The organism is Corynebacterium sp. MSK071 (assembly GCF_030232125.1).
GTDB classification, from domain to species: domain Bacteria; phylum Actinomycetota; class Actinomycetes; order Mycobacteriales; family Mycobacteriaceae; genus Corynebacterium; species Corynebacterium kefirresidentii.
Genome location: NZ_JASPJA010000001.1, coordinates 62,200 through 77,422 on the forward strand (window position 1 = coordinate 62,200; position 15,223 = coordinate 77,422).

The window sequence follows — 15,223 nt, forward strand, 5'->3', positions numbered from 1 at the left end:
GCGTAAGTCTCAAGTTCAACTTAAACTTGAGTACACGATAGACAGCTCACGCCGTAGGCATCGGTCCGGGGGAGGGGAACCCTCGGAAAGGTACCGCGGCAAATCTTCAAGGACGTTTACCTATGCGCAAAAGCACTTCCCCGAGCAAGGCTCGCAAGGGCCTTGCTGTGGCCGCAGTACCTACCGCCATCGCCGTGGGTTTGGCCCTGCTGCCAAACGCCACCGCACAATCTTCTGTAGGCGATCTCTCTTCCGCAATCGGCGGCGATTCCAGCCTGTCCGATCATTTCGCACCCAAGGATCCACCTGCCCGCACCCCGCTGAACACCGAGTACCCGGATGTTAAGGGTCTGCCGGAGGGCGTGAAGATCAACCGCGTAGAGTACCTAACCAACCGCCACTTGATGGTCTACATCAAGTCCGCGGCGATGCCGGATAAAGAGCAGAAGGTGCAAATCCAGCTCGCCCGTGACTGGTACTCCCACCCAGAAAAGAAGTTCCCAGAGGTATGGGCGCTGGATGGCCTGCGTGCTCGTGATGATGAGTCCGGCTGGACCATTGAAACCAATATTTTGAACCAGTACGCCGACCGCAACGTCAACCTGATCATGCCGGTAGGCGGCGAGTCTTCCTTCTACTCGGACTGGGAGCAAGCAGACCGCGGTAAGCACTATATGTGGGAGACCTTCCTGACCAAGGAATTGATCCCGATCCTGGACAATGAGTACCGCTCCAACCACAAGCGCGCGGTAACCGGCCTGTCCATGGGCGGTACTGCCGCGATGAACCTGGCTGAGCGCAACCCGCACCTGTTTAGCTTCGTGGGTTCTTTCTCCGGCTACCTCGATACCACTACGCGTGGCATGCCGGAAGCCATCATGGCTTCGCAGCGCGATGCCGGCGGTTATGATTCCCGCAAGATGTGGGGCCAGCCGGGCTCCCAAAACTGGATCGACCATGATCCAAAGCTGGGCATTGAAAACCTGAAGGACATGAAGGTATATGTCTCCGCAGGTTCGGGCAAGGATGACTTTGGCAACGCCAACTCCGTGGCTAAGGGCCAGGCAAACCTCGCTGGCATGGGCTTGGAGGTCATCTCCCGTATGTCCACCCAGACCTATGTTGATTATGCGAAGCGCGCCAAGATTGACCCTGTGGTTAAGTTCCGCCCATCCGGCGTGCACAGCTGGGAATACTGGCAGTTTGAGATGCAGCAGGCATGGCCATACATCGCGGATGCATTGCAGATGGACAAGGCCGACCGCGGTGCGGACTGTGAGGCAATCGGAGCCATCGCTAAGGAGACCAAGAGCGGCGTTATTGGCTCTTGCTTGAATAATGAGTACGACGTCGCCAAGAAGGGCAAGGCCCAGGACTTCGAGTCTGGCACCGCTTACTGGTCCCCAGACACCGGTGCGCATGCCCTCTTCGGCCGCATTGGTGCTCGCTACGCCGAAATCGGCGGACCAACCTCCTGGCTTGGCTTCCCGAAGACCGGCGAGTCCAAGACGCCAGATGGCAAGGGCCGCTTCGTGCACTTTGAGCACGGCTCCATCTACTGGTCCCCGGAGACTGGCGCTTGGGAGATTACCGGCGATATGTTCCAGGCTTGGGGCAAGAATGGCTACGAAAAGGGCGACCTGAAGTACCCGACCGGCTCGGTAAAGAAGGTCGGTGAGGGCTACATGCAGGAATTCCAGGACGGAATCCTTACCCGTAACCCGGATGGCTCCAACCAGGTAGTACACGGTGCTATCGGCGCCAAATACAAGGACATGGGCGGCGCGGAGTCTGCGCTCGGCTTCCCGACGTCCGGAGAGAACGCCGTCAATGGCGGCTTCTTCCAGACCTTTGAAAAGGGCAGCATCTACTGGTCCCCGAAGACTGGTGCGCACTACATTCTGAAGAGCAAGATTATGGACCGCTGGGGCCAGGCTGGCTGGGAGCAGGGCGAGTTCGGCTGGCCTACCTCTGACTACTCCGAGATTGCCGCTGGTGGCTTGAGCCAGGAATTCCAGCACGGCAAGATCAGCGAGGTTCTGGGCCAGGTTCGGACCGAGAAGAAGTAGTCATGCGCAAGCTAGTAGTAGTGGGCGCGGCGCTGTGCTTGACCCTTGCGGGGTGCGGTTCTGCCACGGTGGATAGCGAGCCTTCGCAAGAGACCGAGGTCGCGCCCCTCGAGCGGGAGTCGGAGGCCCCTACCTCTGCGGAAGAGACATCCTCTAAGTCGCAGGAAGACCGCGGTGCGCGTGAGATCTCTGAAATTCCCACCGCCGAGCTGCCGGAATCGGAAGCAAAGTACCTAGGCAGGCTAAAAAACGCCGGCGTCAACGTTGATGGCGTAGAAGATCAGCTCCTCGGCGCGGGCAAAGCAGCCTGTGATGAGAATGATGTCACCCTCTCTGCGGTCGCCGGCCAGCTTGTTGAGCAACAGCGCACCACGATGGGCTTTGAAGAGCTTTCTAAGCTGATTACGGATTCCGCACGTACAGGGATTTGCTAGGTTCACCTGGTACAACTAATCCATGAGAAAAACCATTACCGTTGTCGCAGTCCTCGTCGTTTTAGCTGTTATCGGCGTGGGCGCGTCGCGTTACCTCAATAGTGGAACGGATGACTCCCCAGCTCCGCATTCCACGGAGCAGGCTGCGCCACCGCCGCAGCAGCCCGAGTGGTGCCCGCGCGTGGAGTTCATTTCCGCCCCGGGTACGTGGGAATCTGCGGCTGACGACGATCCCCTTAATCCTTCTGCCAATCCGCGCTCGTTCATGCTGTCTATTACGAAGCCATTGCAGGAGGCCTACGGGGAGGACGTGAAGGTATGGACCCTTCCTTATACCGCGCAGTTTAAAAACATCAATGCACAGCATGAAATGAGCTACGACGATTCCCGCAATGAGGGAACCGCCAAGATGAATGATGAGCTGCGCAGTGTGCATGAGAGCTGCCCGGCAACCAAATTCATTGTGAGTGGCTTTTCTCAGGGGGCGGTCATTGCAGGTGACGTTGCCGATGAGATCGGTGGCGGCCAGGGTGCAGTGCCGGCGGAAAGCATTGCAGGTGTGGCCCTTATTGCAGATGGTCGCCGCCAAAATGGCGTTGGCCAAAACCCAGGCCGCAAGGTCGGCGGCGTGGGTGCGGAAATTGCCCTCCAGCCGGTATCCGGTTTAGTTCAGCCCATCGTTCCGGGTGCGTCCATGCGTGGTGCGCGCCCGAATGGGTTCGGTAGCTTGGCGGATCGGACCTTCCAGATTTGTGCGCCCAATGATTCAGTCTGTGATGCCCCGCCAAACGTGTCTAATGCGCTGGAGCGCGCGCAGGGTTTGATTGCCGCGAATGGCGTCCATGCGCAGTACGCCTCCAATAGTGGTGTCATTGATGGCACGACGGCTAACCAGTGGGTAGTGGGCTGGGCCCGACAGCTTATCGACGCCGCGTAACAGCAATTCCCCACCCTCCGATAGTTTTATTAAAGAAACCATTCACTTAAGGAGATTCCATGGATCTGAAAGCGCAGATGGGGCAATTCCTAGCGCCCGAGTTCAGTTTGGCCCAGCTGGCAGAAAGGCTCTACCAGGCGGAGACTGACCCAGACCGTGTGGTTATGCGCCAGTGGATCTACGGTGAGGAAGAAACCTGCCGGGAGCTTAGCCGCGCGCAGGTCAATAAACGCATCAAGGTGGTGGCGGCGCGACTGCAGCAGGTAGCAGATCCGGGCACCCGCGTTGCCATCTTGGCTGGTAATTCACCGGAATACGTCTTTGGCTTCTTGGGTGCACTGTACGCGGGTATGGTGCCGATTCCGCTTTATGACCCCAATGAACCGGGCCACGCGGACCACCTGGAGGCGGTATTCGGTGATTGCGAACCGCCTATCGTGGTGACGAATCGTGTTTCTGCCGCCGCTGTGCGTAAGTACTTCTCTGCCCAGCGTGAGCGCCCGCGGATTATTTCCCTCGACGCTCTTCCTGATTCCTTGGCTGGTTCTTGGACACCCGTGGAGGGAAGCGCGGAGGACACCGCTTTCCTGCAGTACACGTCTGGGTCCACTCGGACCCCGGCCGGCGTGGAGCTCACCAACCGAGCGATTATCACCAATGTTGCGCAGATCTTCCAAGCACTGCAATTGCAGATGCCGGCTCGCATCGTCTCCTGGCTGCCAATGCACCACGATATGGGCATCATTTTGGCCGTACTCGTTACCATTTTGGGCTTGGACTTCGAGATGATGACCCCACGCGATTTCATCCAACACCCAGACCGCTGGATCCGGCGTTTGACCGCCCGGGAGCAAGCTACGTACTCCGCTATCCCCAACTTTGCGCTGGAACTGGCCGCGCGCCATGCCAAGGACGCTGATTTCTCGCACGTAGCAGGCATCATTATCGGCTCCGAGCCAGTAACGGAGGCAGCCGTGGATTCCTTCTTGAATGCCTTCAGTGTGGATCGTTCCGTGCTGCGCCCGTCCTATGGTCTTGCAGAAGCGGCGCTTATTGTATCTACCCCGCAAACCGACAAGCGCCCAGTCATCTCCCACTTCAATCGTGCCGAACTGGCCGCGGGACGCGCCATCATCGAGGATAAGTCCGACGCGACTGTGGCCTATGCGTCCAATGGGCAGTGCGTGCCGCATCAGCACCTTGCCATCGTGGACCCGGAAACGCGCGCTGAGGTCAAGGACGGCGTAATCGGTGAAATCTGGGTGCATGGTCCCAATATGGCTACCGGCTACCTCAATCGGCCTGAGGAAACCGCCGTGACCTTCCGCAATACCTTGGGTGAGCGCCAGCAGGACGGCCTGCCAGAAGACGATTACTGGATGGCAACCGGTGACCTAGCCGCCATCGTGGATGGTGAGCTTTATATCACTGGCCGCCTGAAGGACCTCATCGTCATCGCTGGGCGCAATCACTATCCGCAGGATATTGAAAGCACCGTACAAGCAGCGTCCACGCAGGTGCGACCGGACTCCGTTGCCGCCTTCTCTGTGGAAGGCAAGGATTCTGAATCTCTCGTATTGTTGGTTGAGCGCGCCGATGATGCGCAGCCGGCCGGCGATGCAGAGGCGTCCGCAGTCATCCGCACCGCCGTCACCTCGCATCATGGAATTACGCCAGATGACATCGTGTGGAAGGCCCCAGGGGAAATCAACCGTACTTCTTCCGGCAAGATTGCGCGCCGTGTAGCTAAGAAGAACTATGTAGGGATCTGATTTATCGCTAACAAAGTGACAAAATATAGCGATATACCCTCTTGCCATTTAATAACTTCTCGTAATGAAAGACCTTTTATGACCATCGAGCAACTGCGAGCATGGCTGCGTGACTGGGTCGCCCAGGCCACCGGTGTTTCCCCAGAAGAGATCCTAGATTCCAAGCCCCTGGAAAACTATGGTCTTTCTTCGCGGGATGCTGTAGTGCTATCTGGCGAACTGGAAAATCTACTCGGTACCCGCCTCGATGCCACCGTGGCATACGAGTACCCAACCATCGAATTGCTGGCAAATCGCCTGTTGAACGCTCCAGCGCCTCAGCCTGAGGCGCACTCTCCTCGCATAGCGCATGGAGCCGATGTCGCGGTTATTGGTCTTTCGGGCCGCTTCCCGGGTGCAGAAAATGCCCAGGAATTCTGGTCCATGCTGGCCGAATCCCGCGCCGGAACAGGTCCACTGCCGGTAGGACGTTGGTCCGAGTACTTGGCGGACCCTGTAATGAGCGAGAAGATCGCCCAGCAAAATACCGATGGTGGCTATATCGAGGATATTGCTTCCTTCGACGCTGAATTCTTTGGTCTTTCTCCACTCGAAGCCGCCAATATGGACCCCCAGCAGCGCATCCTGTTGGAGCTGGTGTGGGAAGCGCTAGAAGACGCTGGTGTTCCTGCCAACGAGCTGCGCGGCACGCAGACTGGTGTGTACATGGGCTCGACCAATAATGACTATGGCATGCTCATCGCCGCCGATTCTGCCGAGATGCATCCTTATGCGCTGACCGGTATTTCTTCGGCTGTGGTGGCCAATCGCATTTCCTATGCCCTAGATTTCCGCGGCCCTTCCATCAATGTGGATACGGCCTGCTCCTCCTCCCTCGTAGCCGTCAATCAGGCGGTGAAGGACTTGCGCACGGGAAGCGCGGACGTGGCGCTGGCCGGTGGCATAAATATCCTCGCCGCTCCCCACGCGTCGACGGCGTTTTCTGAATTGGGCGTTACCTCTCCGACGAGTGCCATTCACGCTTTTTCTGACGACGCCGATGGCATCGTGCGCGCCGATGCCGCTGGTGTCCTCGTCCTCAAGCGTTTGGAGGACGCGGAGGCGGACGGCGACGATATCTTGGCTGTCATTAAAGGCTCGGCCGTCAACTCCGATGGGCACTCCAATGGCTTGACCGCCCCGAATCCGGAGGCACAGGAGGATGTTCTCCGCCGAGCTTATGCCGATGCGGGCGTGAATCCGCAGGACGTGGACTATATCGAGGCTCACGGCACCGGCACCATCTTGGGTGATCCGATCGAAGCTTCCGCTTTGGGGCGGGTGCTCGGCGCCGGTCGTGGCGCGGATGCGCCGATTTTGCTGGGATCTGCCAAAACCAATATCGGCCACTCCGAATCCGCTGCGGGCGTGGTGGGCCTTATCAAGGTCATCCAGGCCATGCGCAATGATGTGATTCCGGCGAATATCAATTACTCGGCGCCGAACCGTTATATCGATTTCGAAGCAGAACGCCTGCAAGTAGTCGAGGACCCGCGCGAGTGGCCCGAATACTCCGGCCGCAAGGTCGCTGGCGTATCCGGTTTTGGCTTTGGTGGCACCAATGCGCACGTCGTGCTCACCGATTACCGCGGCACCCCGGCCGAGCGCGAGCCGCAGCTTTCCACCGACACGGTCGCGTTGCCGGTCTCTGGCCTCTTGCCATCGCGCCGGGCACGCGCTGCGGCCCTGTTGGCGGACTTCATTGAGGCGGAAAAGCCCGCGCTTGTCGACGTCGCCCGTACCGTCGCCCGCCGCAATCACTCCCGCTCTCGCGCCGTCGTGGTGGCTAGCTCCGCCGAGGAAGCAGTCAAGCGCCTGCGCCAGGTGGCCGAGGGCAAGGTTTCCGTGGGAATTGCCGCTGCGGATTCCCCGCAGGTGCCGGGTCCGGTATTTGTGTACTCCGGATTTGGCTCTCAGCACCGCAAGATGGCCAAGGACATGATTGCGCTCTCGCCACAGTTCAAGGCCCGCTTGGAAGAGCTAGATAAAATCGTGGACTTTGAGTCCGGGTGGTCCATCATGGACATTGTCAACGATGATGCGCAAACATATGACACCGAGACTGCTCAGGTAGCCATTACTGCTATCCAGATTGCAGTGACGGACTTGCTGGCCTCCTTTGGTGTGCGCCCTGCCGGTGTGATGGGCATGTCCATGGGCGAGATCGCAGCGGCCTATGCCGCGGGCGGTATTTCCGCCGAGGACGCTATGGTAATCGCCTGCCACCGCGCGCGGTTGATGGGTGAAGGTGAGGCGTCGCTAAGCGATGCCGAACAAGGAGCCATGGCCGTAGTTGAGCTCTCTGCCGAGGATATTGCCGCGCTTGATGGAAACATCGAGCCTGCCGTGTACACCGGTCCAGGTATGACCACCGTGGGCGGCCCGCGCCAAGAGGTGCTGGACTTGGTGGAAAAGCTCGATGGCGAAGGCAAATTCGCCCGCGCTCTCAATGTGAAGGCGGCCGGGCACACTTCGGCCGTAGACCCCATCCTGGGAGAGTTGCATGCTGCCATCGCAGGTATGGAAGCCAAGCCGCTGCACACCCCGCTATTTTCCTCCGTCGATAAGGGCACGGTCTATCGTCCTGGAACCACCGTGCATGATGAGGATTACTGGCTGCGCATGACCCGCCACTCGGTCTACCTGCAGGATGCCACCGAGGCAGCCTTCGCTGCCGGGCACAACCAGCTGGTAGAAATCTCGCCAAACCCGGTTGCGCTCATGGGGCTCATGTCCACCGCCTTTGCGGTAGGCAAGGCCGATGCGCAACTGCTGTATGCCCTAAAGCGCAAGGTAGATCCCACCGAGTCTCTCCTCGACTTGCTCAGCAAGCTCTATGTCGCCGGCATGCCGGTGGACTTCGGTGCGGTCTTTGGCTCTGGCGCACGCGTAGAGGCTCCCTATACCCAGTTCAACCGCCAGCGCTTCTGGACCAATGCCCGTCCATCGGCTGGCGTTTCTGGCCTGCCGGGCGCACGCGTTAACCTGCCCGAGGGCAAGGTTGCTTTCTCCACCAATGCGGACCAAGCGCCATCCGCCCTGGCCATCGTCGAGGCTGCGGCCGAGGCCGTCAAGCCAGGAGCACGCATCATCGCCACCGAGGAACACGCCGATTTGCCACCGCACGGCGAGGTCACCACGGTGGTAAATCAGTCCATCGGCGGTATGTCCGTGGCTGTCTACGCTGTTCGTGGTGCACAGACAGAGCCGGTGGCGGAAGGCTTTGCCTCCGCTTTGGATTTGGGGGCGGCGCCTATTCCAGGCGTGGCTGAGGTGCCCGAAAGCGCGCCTGCAGCGACGGAAGAAGTCGATGCCGTGCGCTGGGATCCCACGGAGGAAACCGTGGAGGACCGTCTCGCGCTCATCGTTTCTGAGTCCATGGGCTATGACGTCTCTGACCTGCCGCGAGAGCTGCCGCTCATTGACCTGGGCCTGGATTCCCTGATGGGTATGCGCATTAAGAATCGCGTGGAAAATGACTTCCAGATTCCGCCGCTGCAGGTGCAGGCGCTGCGCGACGCCTCCCTGGCGGACGTCATTGCCATGGTGGAAGAGGCCGTAGCCGGCGGTAACGTAGATACCAGCGAGATTGCTTCCGAGGACACTCCTGCGCCAGAAGAAGATGAGCCGGGCCAGGGCGTGGGTGTTGCCCCGCGCGATGCCTCCGAGCGCATGGTCTTTGGCACGTGGGCTACCTTTACCGGCAAGGCCGCGGCGGGAGTGACCTCTGCACTGCCCAAGATAAGCGACGAGGTTGCTAGCAACATTGCCGAGCGCCTTACCGAACGTGCAGGCATCGAAGTCACTACCCAGCAGGTCCACGAGGCTGAGTCCTTGGAGAGCCTGGCTGACTTGGTCCGTGAGGGACTAGAGACCGAGGTAGAGGGCAATATCCGCGTGCTGCGCGAGGCCGACGGCCCCGCTGTATTCATGTTCCACCCAGCCGGTGGCACCACGGTGGTCTACCAGCCACTGACCCGCCGCCTGCCCGAGGATGTGGCAGTCTACGGAGTCGAGCGCATCGAGGGTTCGCTAGAGGAGCGAGCCAAGGTATATGTCGAGGACATCCTGCACTACGCTCGTGGCCGCAAGGTCGTGCTCGGCGGTTGGTCCTTCGGCGGCGCGCTGGCCTATGAGGTGGCCTACCAGCTGCATCAGCGCACCCAGCGCGGCCAGGATTCGGCGGACGTGGCGTTCATCGCGCTGCTGGATACCACTCAGCCGTCGAACCCGGCTCCGGATACGCCGGAAGAAACCCGTGCCCGGTGGGAGCGCTACGCGGCCTTTGCCAAGAAAACCTACGGACTGGACTTCGAGCCGCCGTACGAGATGCTGGAGACCATGGGCGAGGATGCGCTCATGACCATGTTGGCGGAGTTCCTCGCTACTACCGACGCCTCCGAGCACGGCCTAGCCGCAGGCGTGCTAGAGCACCAGCGTGCCTCTTTCGTGGATAACCAGATTCTGGCCAAGATTGACTTCCACCGCTGGGCCGATGTGACCGTGCCGGTTCTGCTTTTCCGCTCCGAGCGCATGCATGACGGTGCGATTGAGCTGGAGCCGCGCTACGCTGAGATTGACCCCGACGGAGGTTGGGGAGTTATCGTTAAGGATCTAGAAATTGTGCAGCTGCAAGGCGATCACCTTGCAGTACCGGACGAGCCGGCCATCGGCATCGTGGGCAAGCATATGAACGAATGGATCGAGGAGAAGGTACGTGGCGGCCAAGCAGACAACCGCTGAGAAACTCGCTGATCTGCGTGAGCGTCTGGATAAGGCGCAGGACCCAGGAAGTGAGCGCTCGCGCAAGCGCCGCGACGAGGCTGGACGCACCACGCCTCGCCAGCGCATCAATGAACTGCTAGATGAGAGTTCCTTCGTCGAGACTGGTTCTCTGGGTAAGACCCCTGGTGACCCTGAGGCCATCTATTCTGATGGCGTGGTCACCGGCTATGGCCGCATCTCCGGCCGCCCAGTGTGCATCTACGCTCACGATAAGACCGTCTACGGTGGATCTGTCGGCGTGACCTTTGGCAAGAAGGTTACCGAGGTCATGGATATGGCCATCAAGATTGGCTGCCCTGTCATTGGCATTCAGGATTCCGGCGGCGCCCGTATCCAGGATGCGGTGACCTCGCTGGCCATGTACTCCGAGATCGCCCGCCGCCAGCTGCCGCTGTCCGGCCGCAGCCCGCAGATTTCCATCATGATGGGTAAATCCGCCGGTGGCGCTGTCTATGCCCCTGTGACTACGGACTTTGTGATTGCCGTGGACCAGGAAGCGGAAATGTATGTCACTGGCCCCAACGTGATTCGTGAGGTCACCGGTGAGGACATTACCTCCGCCGAGCTGGGTGGAGCTCGCCAGCAGGAGCTCAACGGCAACGTTTCGGCCGTCGTTCCCTCTGAGGAAGACGCCTTCGACATGGTGCGCGATCTCTTGGACCACCTGCCGCTAACGTGCTTTGATGAGGCCCCGGAATTCGCCGCGCCTTCCGACGCCGACGTGGCCGAAGACGAAGACCTCAACTCCTTCATGCCGGATGACACCAATGCCGGCTACGACATGATGGATTTGTTGACCCAATTGGGCGATGACGAGGACATCATTGAAATTCAAGAGAACTTTGCGCCCAATATGATCACCGCCTTTGGGCGCATCGATGGCAAGACGGTGGGATTTGTAGCCAATAATCCCATGCACCTTGCAGGCTGCATTGATGCGGACGCCGCCGATAAGGGCGCACGTTTTATCCGCATCTGCGATGCCTACAACATTCCGTTGGTCTTCGTGGTGGATACTCCGGGCTACCTACCAGGCGTAGAGCAAGAAAAGGTCGGCCTTATCCACCGCGGCGCCAAGTTTGCTTTCGCCGTGGTAGAAGCCACCGTGCCCAAGGTTTCGCTCATCGTGCGCAAGGCCTATGGCGGTGCTTATGCCGTGATGGGGTCGAAGAACCTGACCGGTGATATCAACTTGGCGTGGCCAACCGCACAGATCGCCGTTATGGGTGCCGCAGCCGCCGTGGTGATGATCGCCGGTAAGCAGCTAGACGCCGCCGAGACCCCTGAGCAGCGCGAGATGACCAAGAAGATGTTCATGGACTTCTACGATGAGACCATGACCGCTCCCTATGTTGCGGCTGAGCGCGGCTATTTAGACGCCATGGTTCAGCCGAGTCAATCCCGGTTGGCTCTCCGCCAAGCGCTGCGGCAGCTGGCAACGAAGCAGGAAAGCGACCTGCCGAAGAAGCACACCATTGCCCCGATGTAACGTCATGTGCTTGGATTAGCGATAGGAATATAAAGTCCCAATCCTAGTCAAGGAGTTATTTATGATTCTATCTAGCGCTGTGGATCTCATCAGCGAGATCATTGGTTTCGTAGCCGATATTCTCAATCAAGCAGGCGTACCGGTAAGCTCCAAGTAAAACGAGCAAAAAATAAGGAGGGTTCAACCCTCCTTATTTTTATTTGCGGGCGAAAAGCCGCCAGCCGAAGAAGAATAGCGCGGACATAACGGTTGCCACGATGAGGAAGCTCCAGTGCGGTAGCCGACCATTGACCAGCATCCACAGGGCCATGCCGCCCACGATGGTGCTTAGCCAGACGACGCCGCCTTCCTTCCACTTGCCCTGCACCTTGACGGCCAGGATGATAGCCCAGCCGATGAGCGCGCCGATGGCCCATGGCCAGAAAGCATCAACCCAGGTGGAAAAACTTAGTCCGCCGTGGGCGAGACGGGCGGCCACAGCAAAGAGCATCAAGGCGATGATATCGATGACGGGGGCGATTCTCATGCGTTTTCCTTTCGATTCAAGGCGGCGTAAGTAATGCCCTTGCGAGCATAGTGCCAGAAGTAGATTACCCAGCCAATGATGGTGATAAGGGCAAAGGAAATCAGACGATAAATGATTGCCGCGCCGGTTGCATCTACCGCGGTCATACCGGTGGCAACCAGGGTGGCGATAATGGCGGCTTCCACCGTACCGAGGCCGGCCGGCGTGACCTGAGCAGAGCCAGCCAGCTTAGCGGTGAGATAAGCCAGTGCTACACCGGCCATCGTCGTGGTGTCCTCTCCCGCGTGCAGGGCGGGCAGGTGGCCGGTCACGGCCCACACACAGCCCCACAGCGAGACCATATCGATGAGGCGGTTGGCCAGGGAGTAAAAGGAAACCCAGGCGAATTGGCGGCGGGTGAGGTGAACCTCTTCTAGATTCTTTACCTGGTCCACGATGGCTTCGCGCTTGGAGCCCTTAACGAGTTTCTGGCGGTTGAGCCAGCGAATGATGGTGTCTGGGTGATTGGTCAGCCAGAAAAGGCCGCCGGAAAGCGCCAGCATGAGCACCAGGGTGCCAATGAGGGACCACAATGCCATGTCAGCATTGAGGAAGAGCACGCCGCCCAAGCCGATGAGTACGAGCCACATGGTGGAAATGGCCGAAGACAGCACGAAGAACCACCCACAGAGCATGACGGAAGCACCCCACGTGCGCTGCACGTAGAAGGTGAGGATGGCGGAAAATGCCGGGCCCGCTGGAAGCGTGGTAGACCAAGCATTAGCCGCCAGCGTGAGGGCGGCCGTCTCTGAGGCTGGTACGTGTACGCCCCCGGCGCGAATGAGCAGGCGCATAACCTCGCCCATGGCAAGGACTGCCACGATTGAGGCGATGACCACCAGTGCTACCGCAGCCGGGTCAGAATGAGACAGCCGCGAGAAGCCTTCGCGCAGGAAGTCCAACTCATCGCGGAAGACATAAATCAGGATAAGCAGGACGATGAGCGAGACGATAAGCCGCAGCCAGTTCTTCACTTATTTATCTCCTTCGAGGCGTTGTTTGAGCTCAGAGAAGGGAACAGTCTTGCCGCGGTGTCTAGCGCCACCAGTCAAAGCAGTAGTGGCGTGGCGCAGCCAGCTAGGTGCCCACCAGTTATCCTCGCGCAGCAGGTGCATGACGGCGGGGACAAGGAGCATGCGGACAATGGTGGCGTCGATAAGCAGGGCAAAAATCATGCCATAAGCGATGTATTTCATCATCACGATATCGGAGAAGCCGAAAGCGCCACAGACCACGATCATGATGAGCGCCGCCGCAGTGATGATCCCACCCGTATGCGCGGTGCCGGCCGCAATGGCCTCATCGGTGGTGGAACCACGCCGTCGTGCCTCCACCATGCGGGAGACCAAGAAGACCTCATAGTCGGTGGACAGGCCGTAAACAATGGCGATGATAAGCACCAAAATGGGGCTCATGAGCGGGCCAGGGGTGAAGTTGAGGGCGCCCGAGCCAAGGCCAGCGACGAACATCAGGGTCAAAATGCCCAGCGTTGCCCCCAAGGTCAAAAGCGTCATCACGATCGCCTTGAGCGGGAGCACGAAGGAACCGAAGACCAACGCCATGAGCAGGAACGTGGCTAGCACCACGTAGAGTGCCATCCACGGCAGCTTATGGAAGAGCGCATCAAGGGATTCCACTTCCATGGCAGGCGTGCCTCCCACGTACAGGTTCACGCCCTCGGGTGCCTTTACTTGTTCCAGTTCGTGGACAATCTTCGCGTAATCATCGCGGTCTTTAATGCCGGCGGAAAGAACTGTCGTGCCGTCCTTGGTGGCTGTTGTCGGCGCCATGGGCTCGGTGAGGCCATTGAGGCCACGGACTTGCATGACGACGTCGACAAGCTGCTGGTTAGACGCATTTTCCACGACGAGCTTTACCGGCTCCGTGCGGAAGGTAGGGAATTCCTCATTGAACCTATCCTGCGCCACACGGGTTTCCTGGTTGGGCGGTAAGTAAGACTCGTTGATGCCGCCGAAGGTGATACTCATGATGGGCAGGGTAAGTGCGATAAGCAGGCCGCACACGGCGATGGTCAACCCGCGGGCATGGCGCATTGCCCAAAGCGGCAGCTTGTACCACCAGGTGTCTTCGATGGTGCGCGCCGTCCGAGAGGTGCGGCGCACAGACCAGGTATCGATCTTGGGGCCGAGCATGCCAAAAATTGAGGGCAGGACGGTGACCGAAAGCAGCGCTGCTAGACCCACGGCGGAAATGGAGCCATAAGCCACGGACTTCAGGAAGGCTTGCGGGAAGAGAAAGAGCCCCGAAAGTGCGACGGCGACCATGGCTGCCGAGAAAACCACCGTTTGGCCGGCAGTCGCGGTGGTGGTAGCAACGGCCTCCTCGGTGGAGCGACCCTTATCCAGCTCTTCGCGGAAGCGCGAGACCATAAAGAGACCGTAATCGATGGCTAGGCCGAGGCCCAGCAGCGTGACAACGGCCTGAGCAAAGACATTGACCTGGGAAAATCCCGCCAAGATGGACAGGATTCCCAAAGACCCCAGGATGGAGAGGCCGCCGACGATGAGCGGCATGCAGGCCGCAACGACGGAGCCAAAAACCACCAGCAGGAGGATGCCCACCAAAGGAAGCGCGGCCTTTTCGGCGCGGGAGATATCGTGGGACATGCCATTATCTAGGGCATCAGCAACTGCGGTAGCGCCCGCGATTTCCACTGGGGCGGAGGTATCCGTAAGCGCGCCTTGGATGGTGCGGAAATCCTTGAGTGTTTGCTCATCATCGCCTTTAAGACCGATGGCGGCGAAAGCTAGGGAGTGATCGTCATTGACTAGGTTGGGGTTCTTCGTATCGAAGTAGCTGGTCACCGAATCAATCTGCTCGGGATACTCTGCTTTCAGCTGCGCCAAGTGCTGCTTGGCGGCGTCGAAGTTCTCATCGGGGGAGTGGAAGAGCAAGATGACATCGCCGGAGTTATCGCGGCCGAATGTTTCCTCCTCGATCTGGGCCGCGCTTGTCGACGCCGCATTGGGATCCTCCCAGCCCTCTTGGCTCATGCGATCTTCGAGCTGCAAGCCAAAGCCCACGAAGAGCGCAAGGATGGCAGCGACAACGATGGCGGGGATAAGCCGGCGGTGCGCATAGGAAAAACGTCCCCATTTCTCAAACATTGGGG

General features: G+C 59.3%; 9 protein-coding genes. 6 read left to right on the forward strand and 3 right to left on the reverse strand.

Annotated elements, in window-relative coordinates; translation table 11 throughout:
- The first annotated feature begins 122 nt into the window (after positions 1–122).
- From QP990_RS00285 to QP990_RS00310, 6 genes are all read left to right on the forward strand, one after another.
- Positions 123–2,069 (forward strand): alpha/beta hydrolase-fold protein, encoded by a 1,947-nt coding sequence (locus QP990_RS00285; protein ID WP_023027781.1) that lies wholly within the window; start codon positions 123–125, stop codon positions 2,067–2,069.
- 2 nt (positions 2,070–2,071) lie between these two features.
- On the forward strand, positions 2,072–2,503 hold the full coding sequence (locus QP990_RS00290; protein ID WP_023020062.1) for a hypothetical protein: 432 nt from the start codon (positions 2,072–2,074) through the stop codon (positions 2,501–2,503).
- 22 nt (positions 2,504–2,525) lie between these two features.
- Positions 2,526–3,440, forward strand: coding sequence for a cutinase family protein (locus QP990_RS00295; RefSeq protein WP_023020061.1), 915 nt, complete (start codon positions 2,526–2,528; stop codon positions 3,438–3,440).
- 59 nt (positions 3,441–3,499) lie between these two features.
- The gene (locus QP990_RS00300; protein ID WP_023020060.1) at positions 3,500–5,212 is read left to right on the forward strand and encodes an AMP-binding protein; all 1,713 of its coding nucleotides are present in this window, start codon (positions 3,500–3,502) and stop codon (positions 5,210–5,212) included.
- A 78-nt stretch (positions 5,213–5,290) separates the two neighbouring features.
- Positions 5,291–9,994 carry a type I polyketide synthase gene (locus QP990_RS00305; RefSeq protein ID WP_284797949.1) on the forward strand — a complete coding sequence of 1,568 codons (4,704 nt, stop codon included), beginning with the start codon at positions 5,291–5,293 and terminating at the stop codon, positions 9,992–9,994.
- Complete coding sequence (locus tag QP990_RS00310) at positions 9,969–11,525, forward strand: acyl-CoA carboxylase subunit beta (protein ID WP_023020058.1); 1,557 nt, start codon at positions 9,969–9,971, stop codon at positions 11,523–11,525. The genes QP990_RS00305 and QP990_RS00310 overlap by 26 nt, the downstream gene beginning before the upstream one ends.
- 196 nt (positions 11,526–11,721) lie before the next feature.
- Here QP990_RS00310 and QP990_RS00315 read toward each other — a convergent pair whose 3' ends face one another.
- Genes QP990_RS00315 through QP990_RS00325 form a run of 3 tightly spaced genes read right to left on the reverse strand, consistent with a single transcriptional unit; the run spans position 11,722 to position 15,218 of the window.
- Positions 11,722–12,051 carry a DUF3054 domain-containing protein gene (locus QP990_RS00315; protein WP_023020056.1) on the reverse strand — a complete coding sequence of 110 codons (330 nt, stop codon included), beginning with the start codon at positions 12,049–12,051 and terminating at the stop codon, positions 11,722–11,724.
- Positions 12,048–13,064: a YbhN family protein gene (locus tag QP990_RS00320; RefSeq protein WP_023020055.1), complete on the reverse strand. Its 1,017-nt coding sequence runs from the start codon at positions 13,062–13,064 to the stop codon at positions 12,048–12,050. Before QP990_RS00320 ends, QP990_RS00315 begins: the two co-directional genes overlap by 4 nt.
- On the reverse strand, positions 13,065–15,218 hold the full coding sequence (locus QP990_RS00325; RefSeq protein ID WP_023020054.1) for an MMPL family transporter: 2,154 nt from the start codon (positions 15,216–15,218) through the stop codon (positions 13,065–13,067).
- Positions 15,219–15,223 lie beyond the last annotated feature (5 nt).

Excerpts from the sequence above, each read along its gene's own strand:
- QP990_RS00315 (WP_023020056.1), bottom strand. The coding sequence starts at position 12,051 with ATGAGAATCGCCCCCGTCATCGATATCATCGCCTTGATGCTCTTTGCT.
- QP990_RS00290 (WP_023020062.1), top strand. The coding sequence starts at position 2,072 with ATGCGCAAGCTAGTAGTAGTGGGCGCGGCGCTGTGCTTGACCCTTGCG.
- QP990_RS00325 (WP_023020054.1), bottom strand. The coding sequence starts at position 15,218 with ATGTTTGAGAAATGGGGACGTTTTTCCTATGCGCACCGCCGGCTTATC.
- QP990_RS00305 (WP_284797949.1), top strand. The coding sequence starts at position 5,291 with ATGACCATCGAGCAACTGCGAGCATGGCTGCGTGACTGGGTCGCCCAG.
- QP990_RS00295 (WP_023020061.1), top strand. The coding sequence starts at position 2,526 with ATGAGAAAAACCATTACCGTTGTCGCAGTCCTCGTCGTTTTAGCTGTT.
- QP990_RS00300 (WP_023020060.1), top strand. The coding sequence starts at position 3,500 with ATGGATCTGAAAGCGCAGATGGGGCAATTCCTAGCGCCCGAGTTCAGT.
- QP990_RS00285 (WP_023027781.1), top strand. The coding sequence starts at position 123 with ATGCGCAAAAGCACTTCCCCGAGCAAGGCTCGCAAGGGCCTTGCTGTG.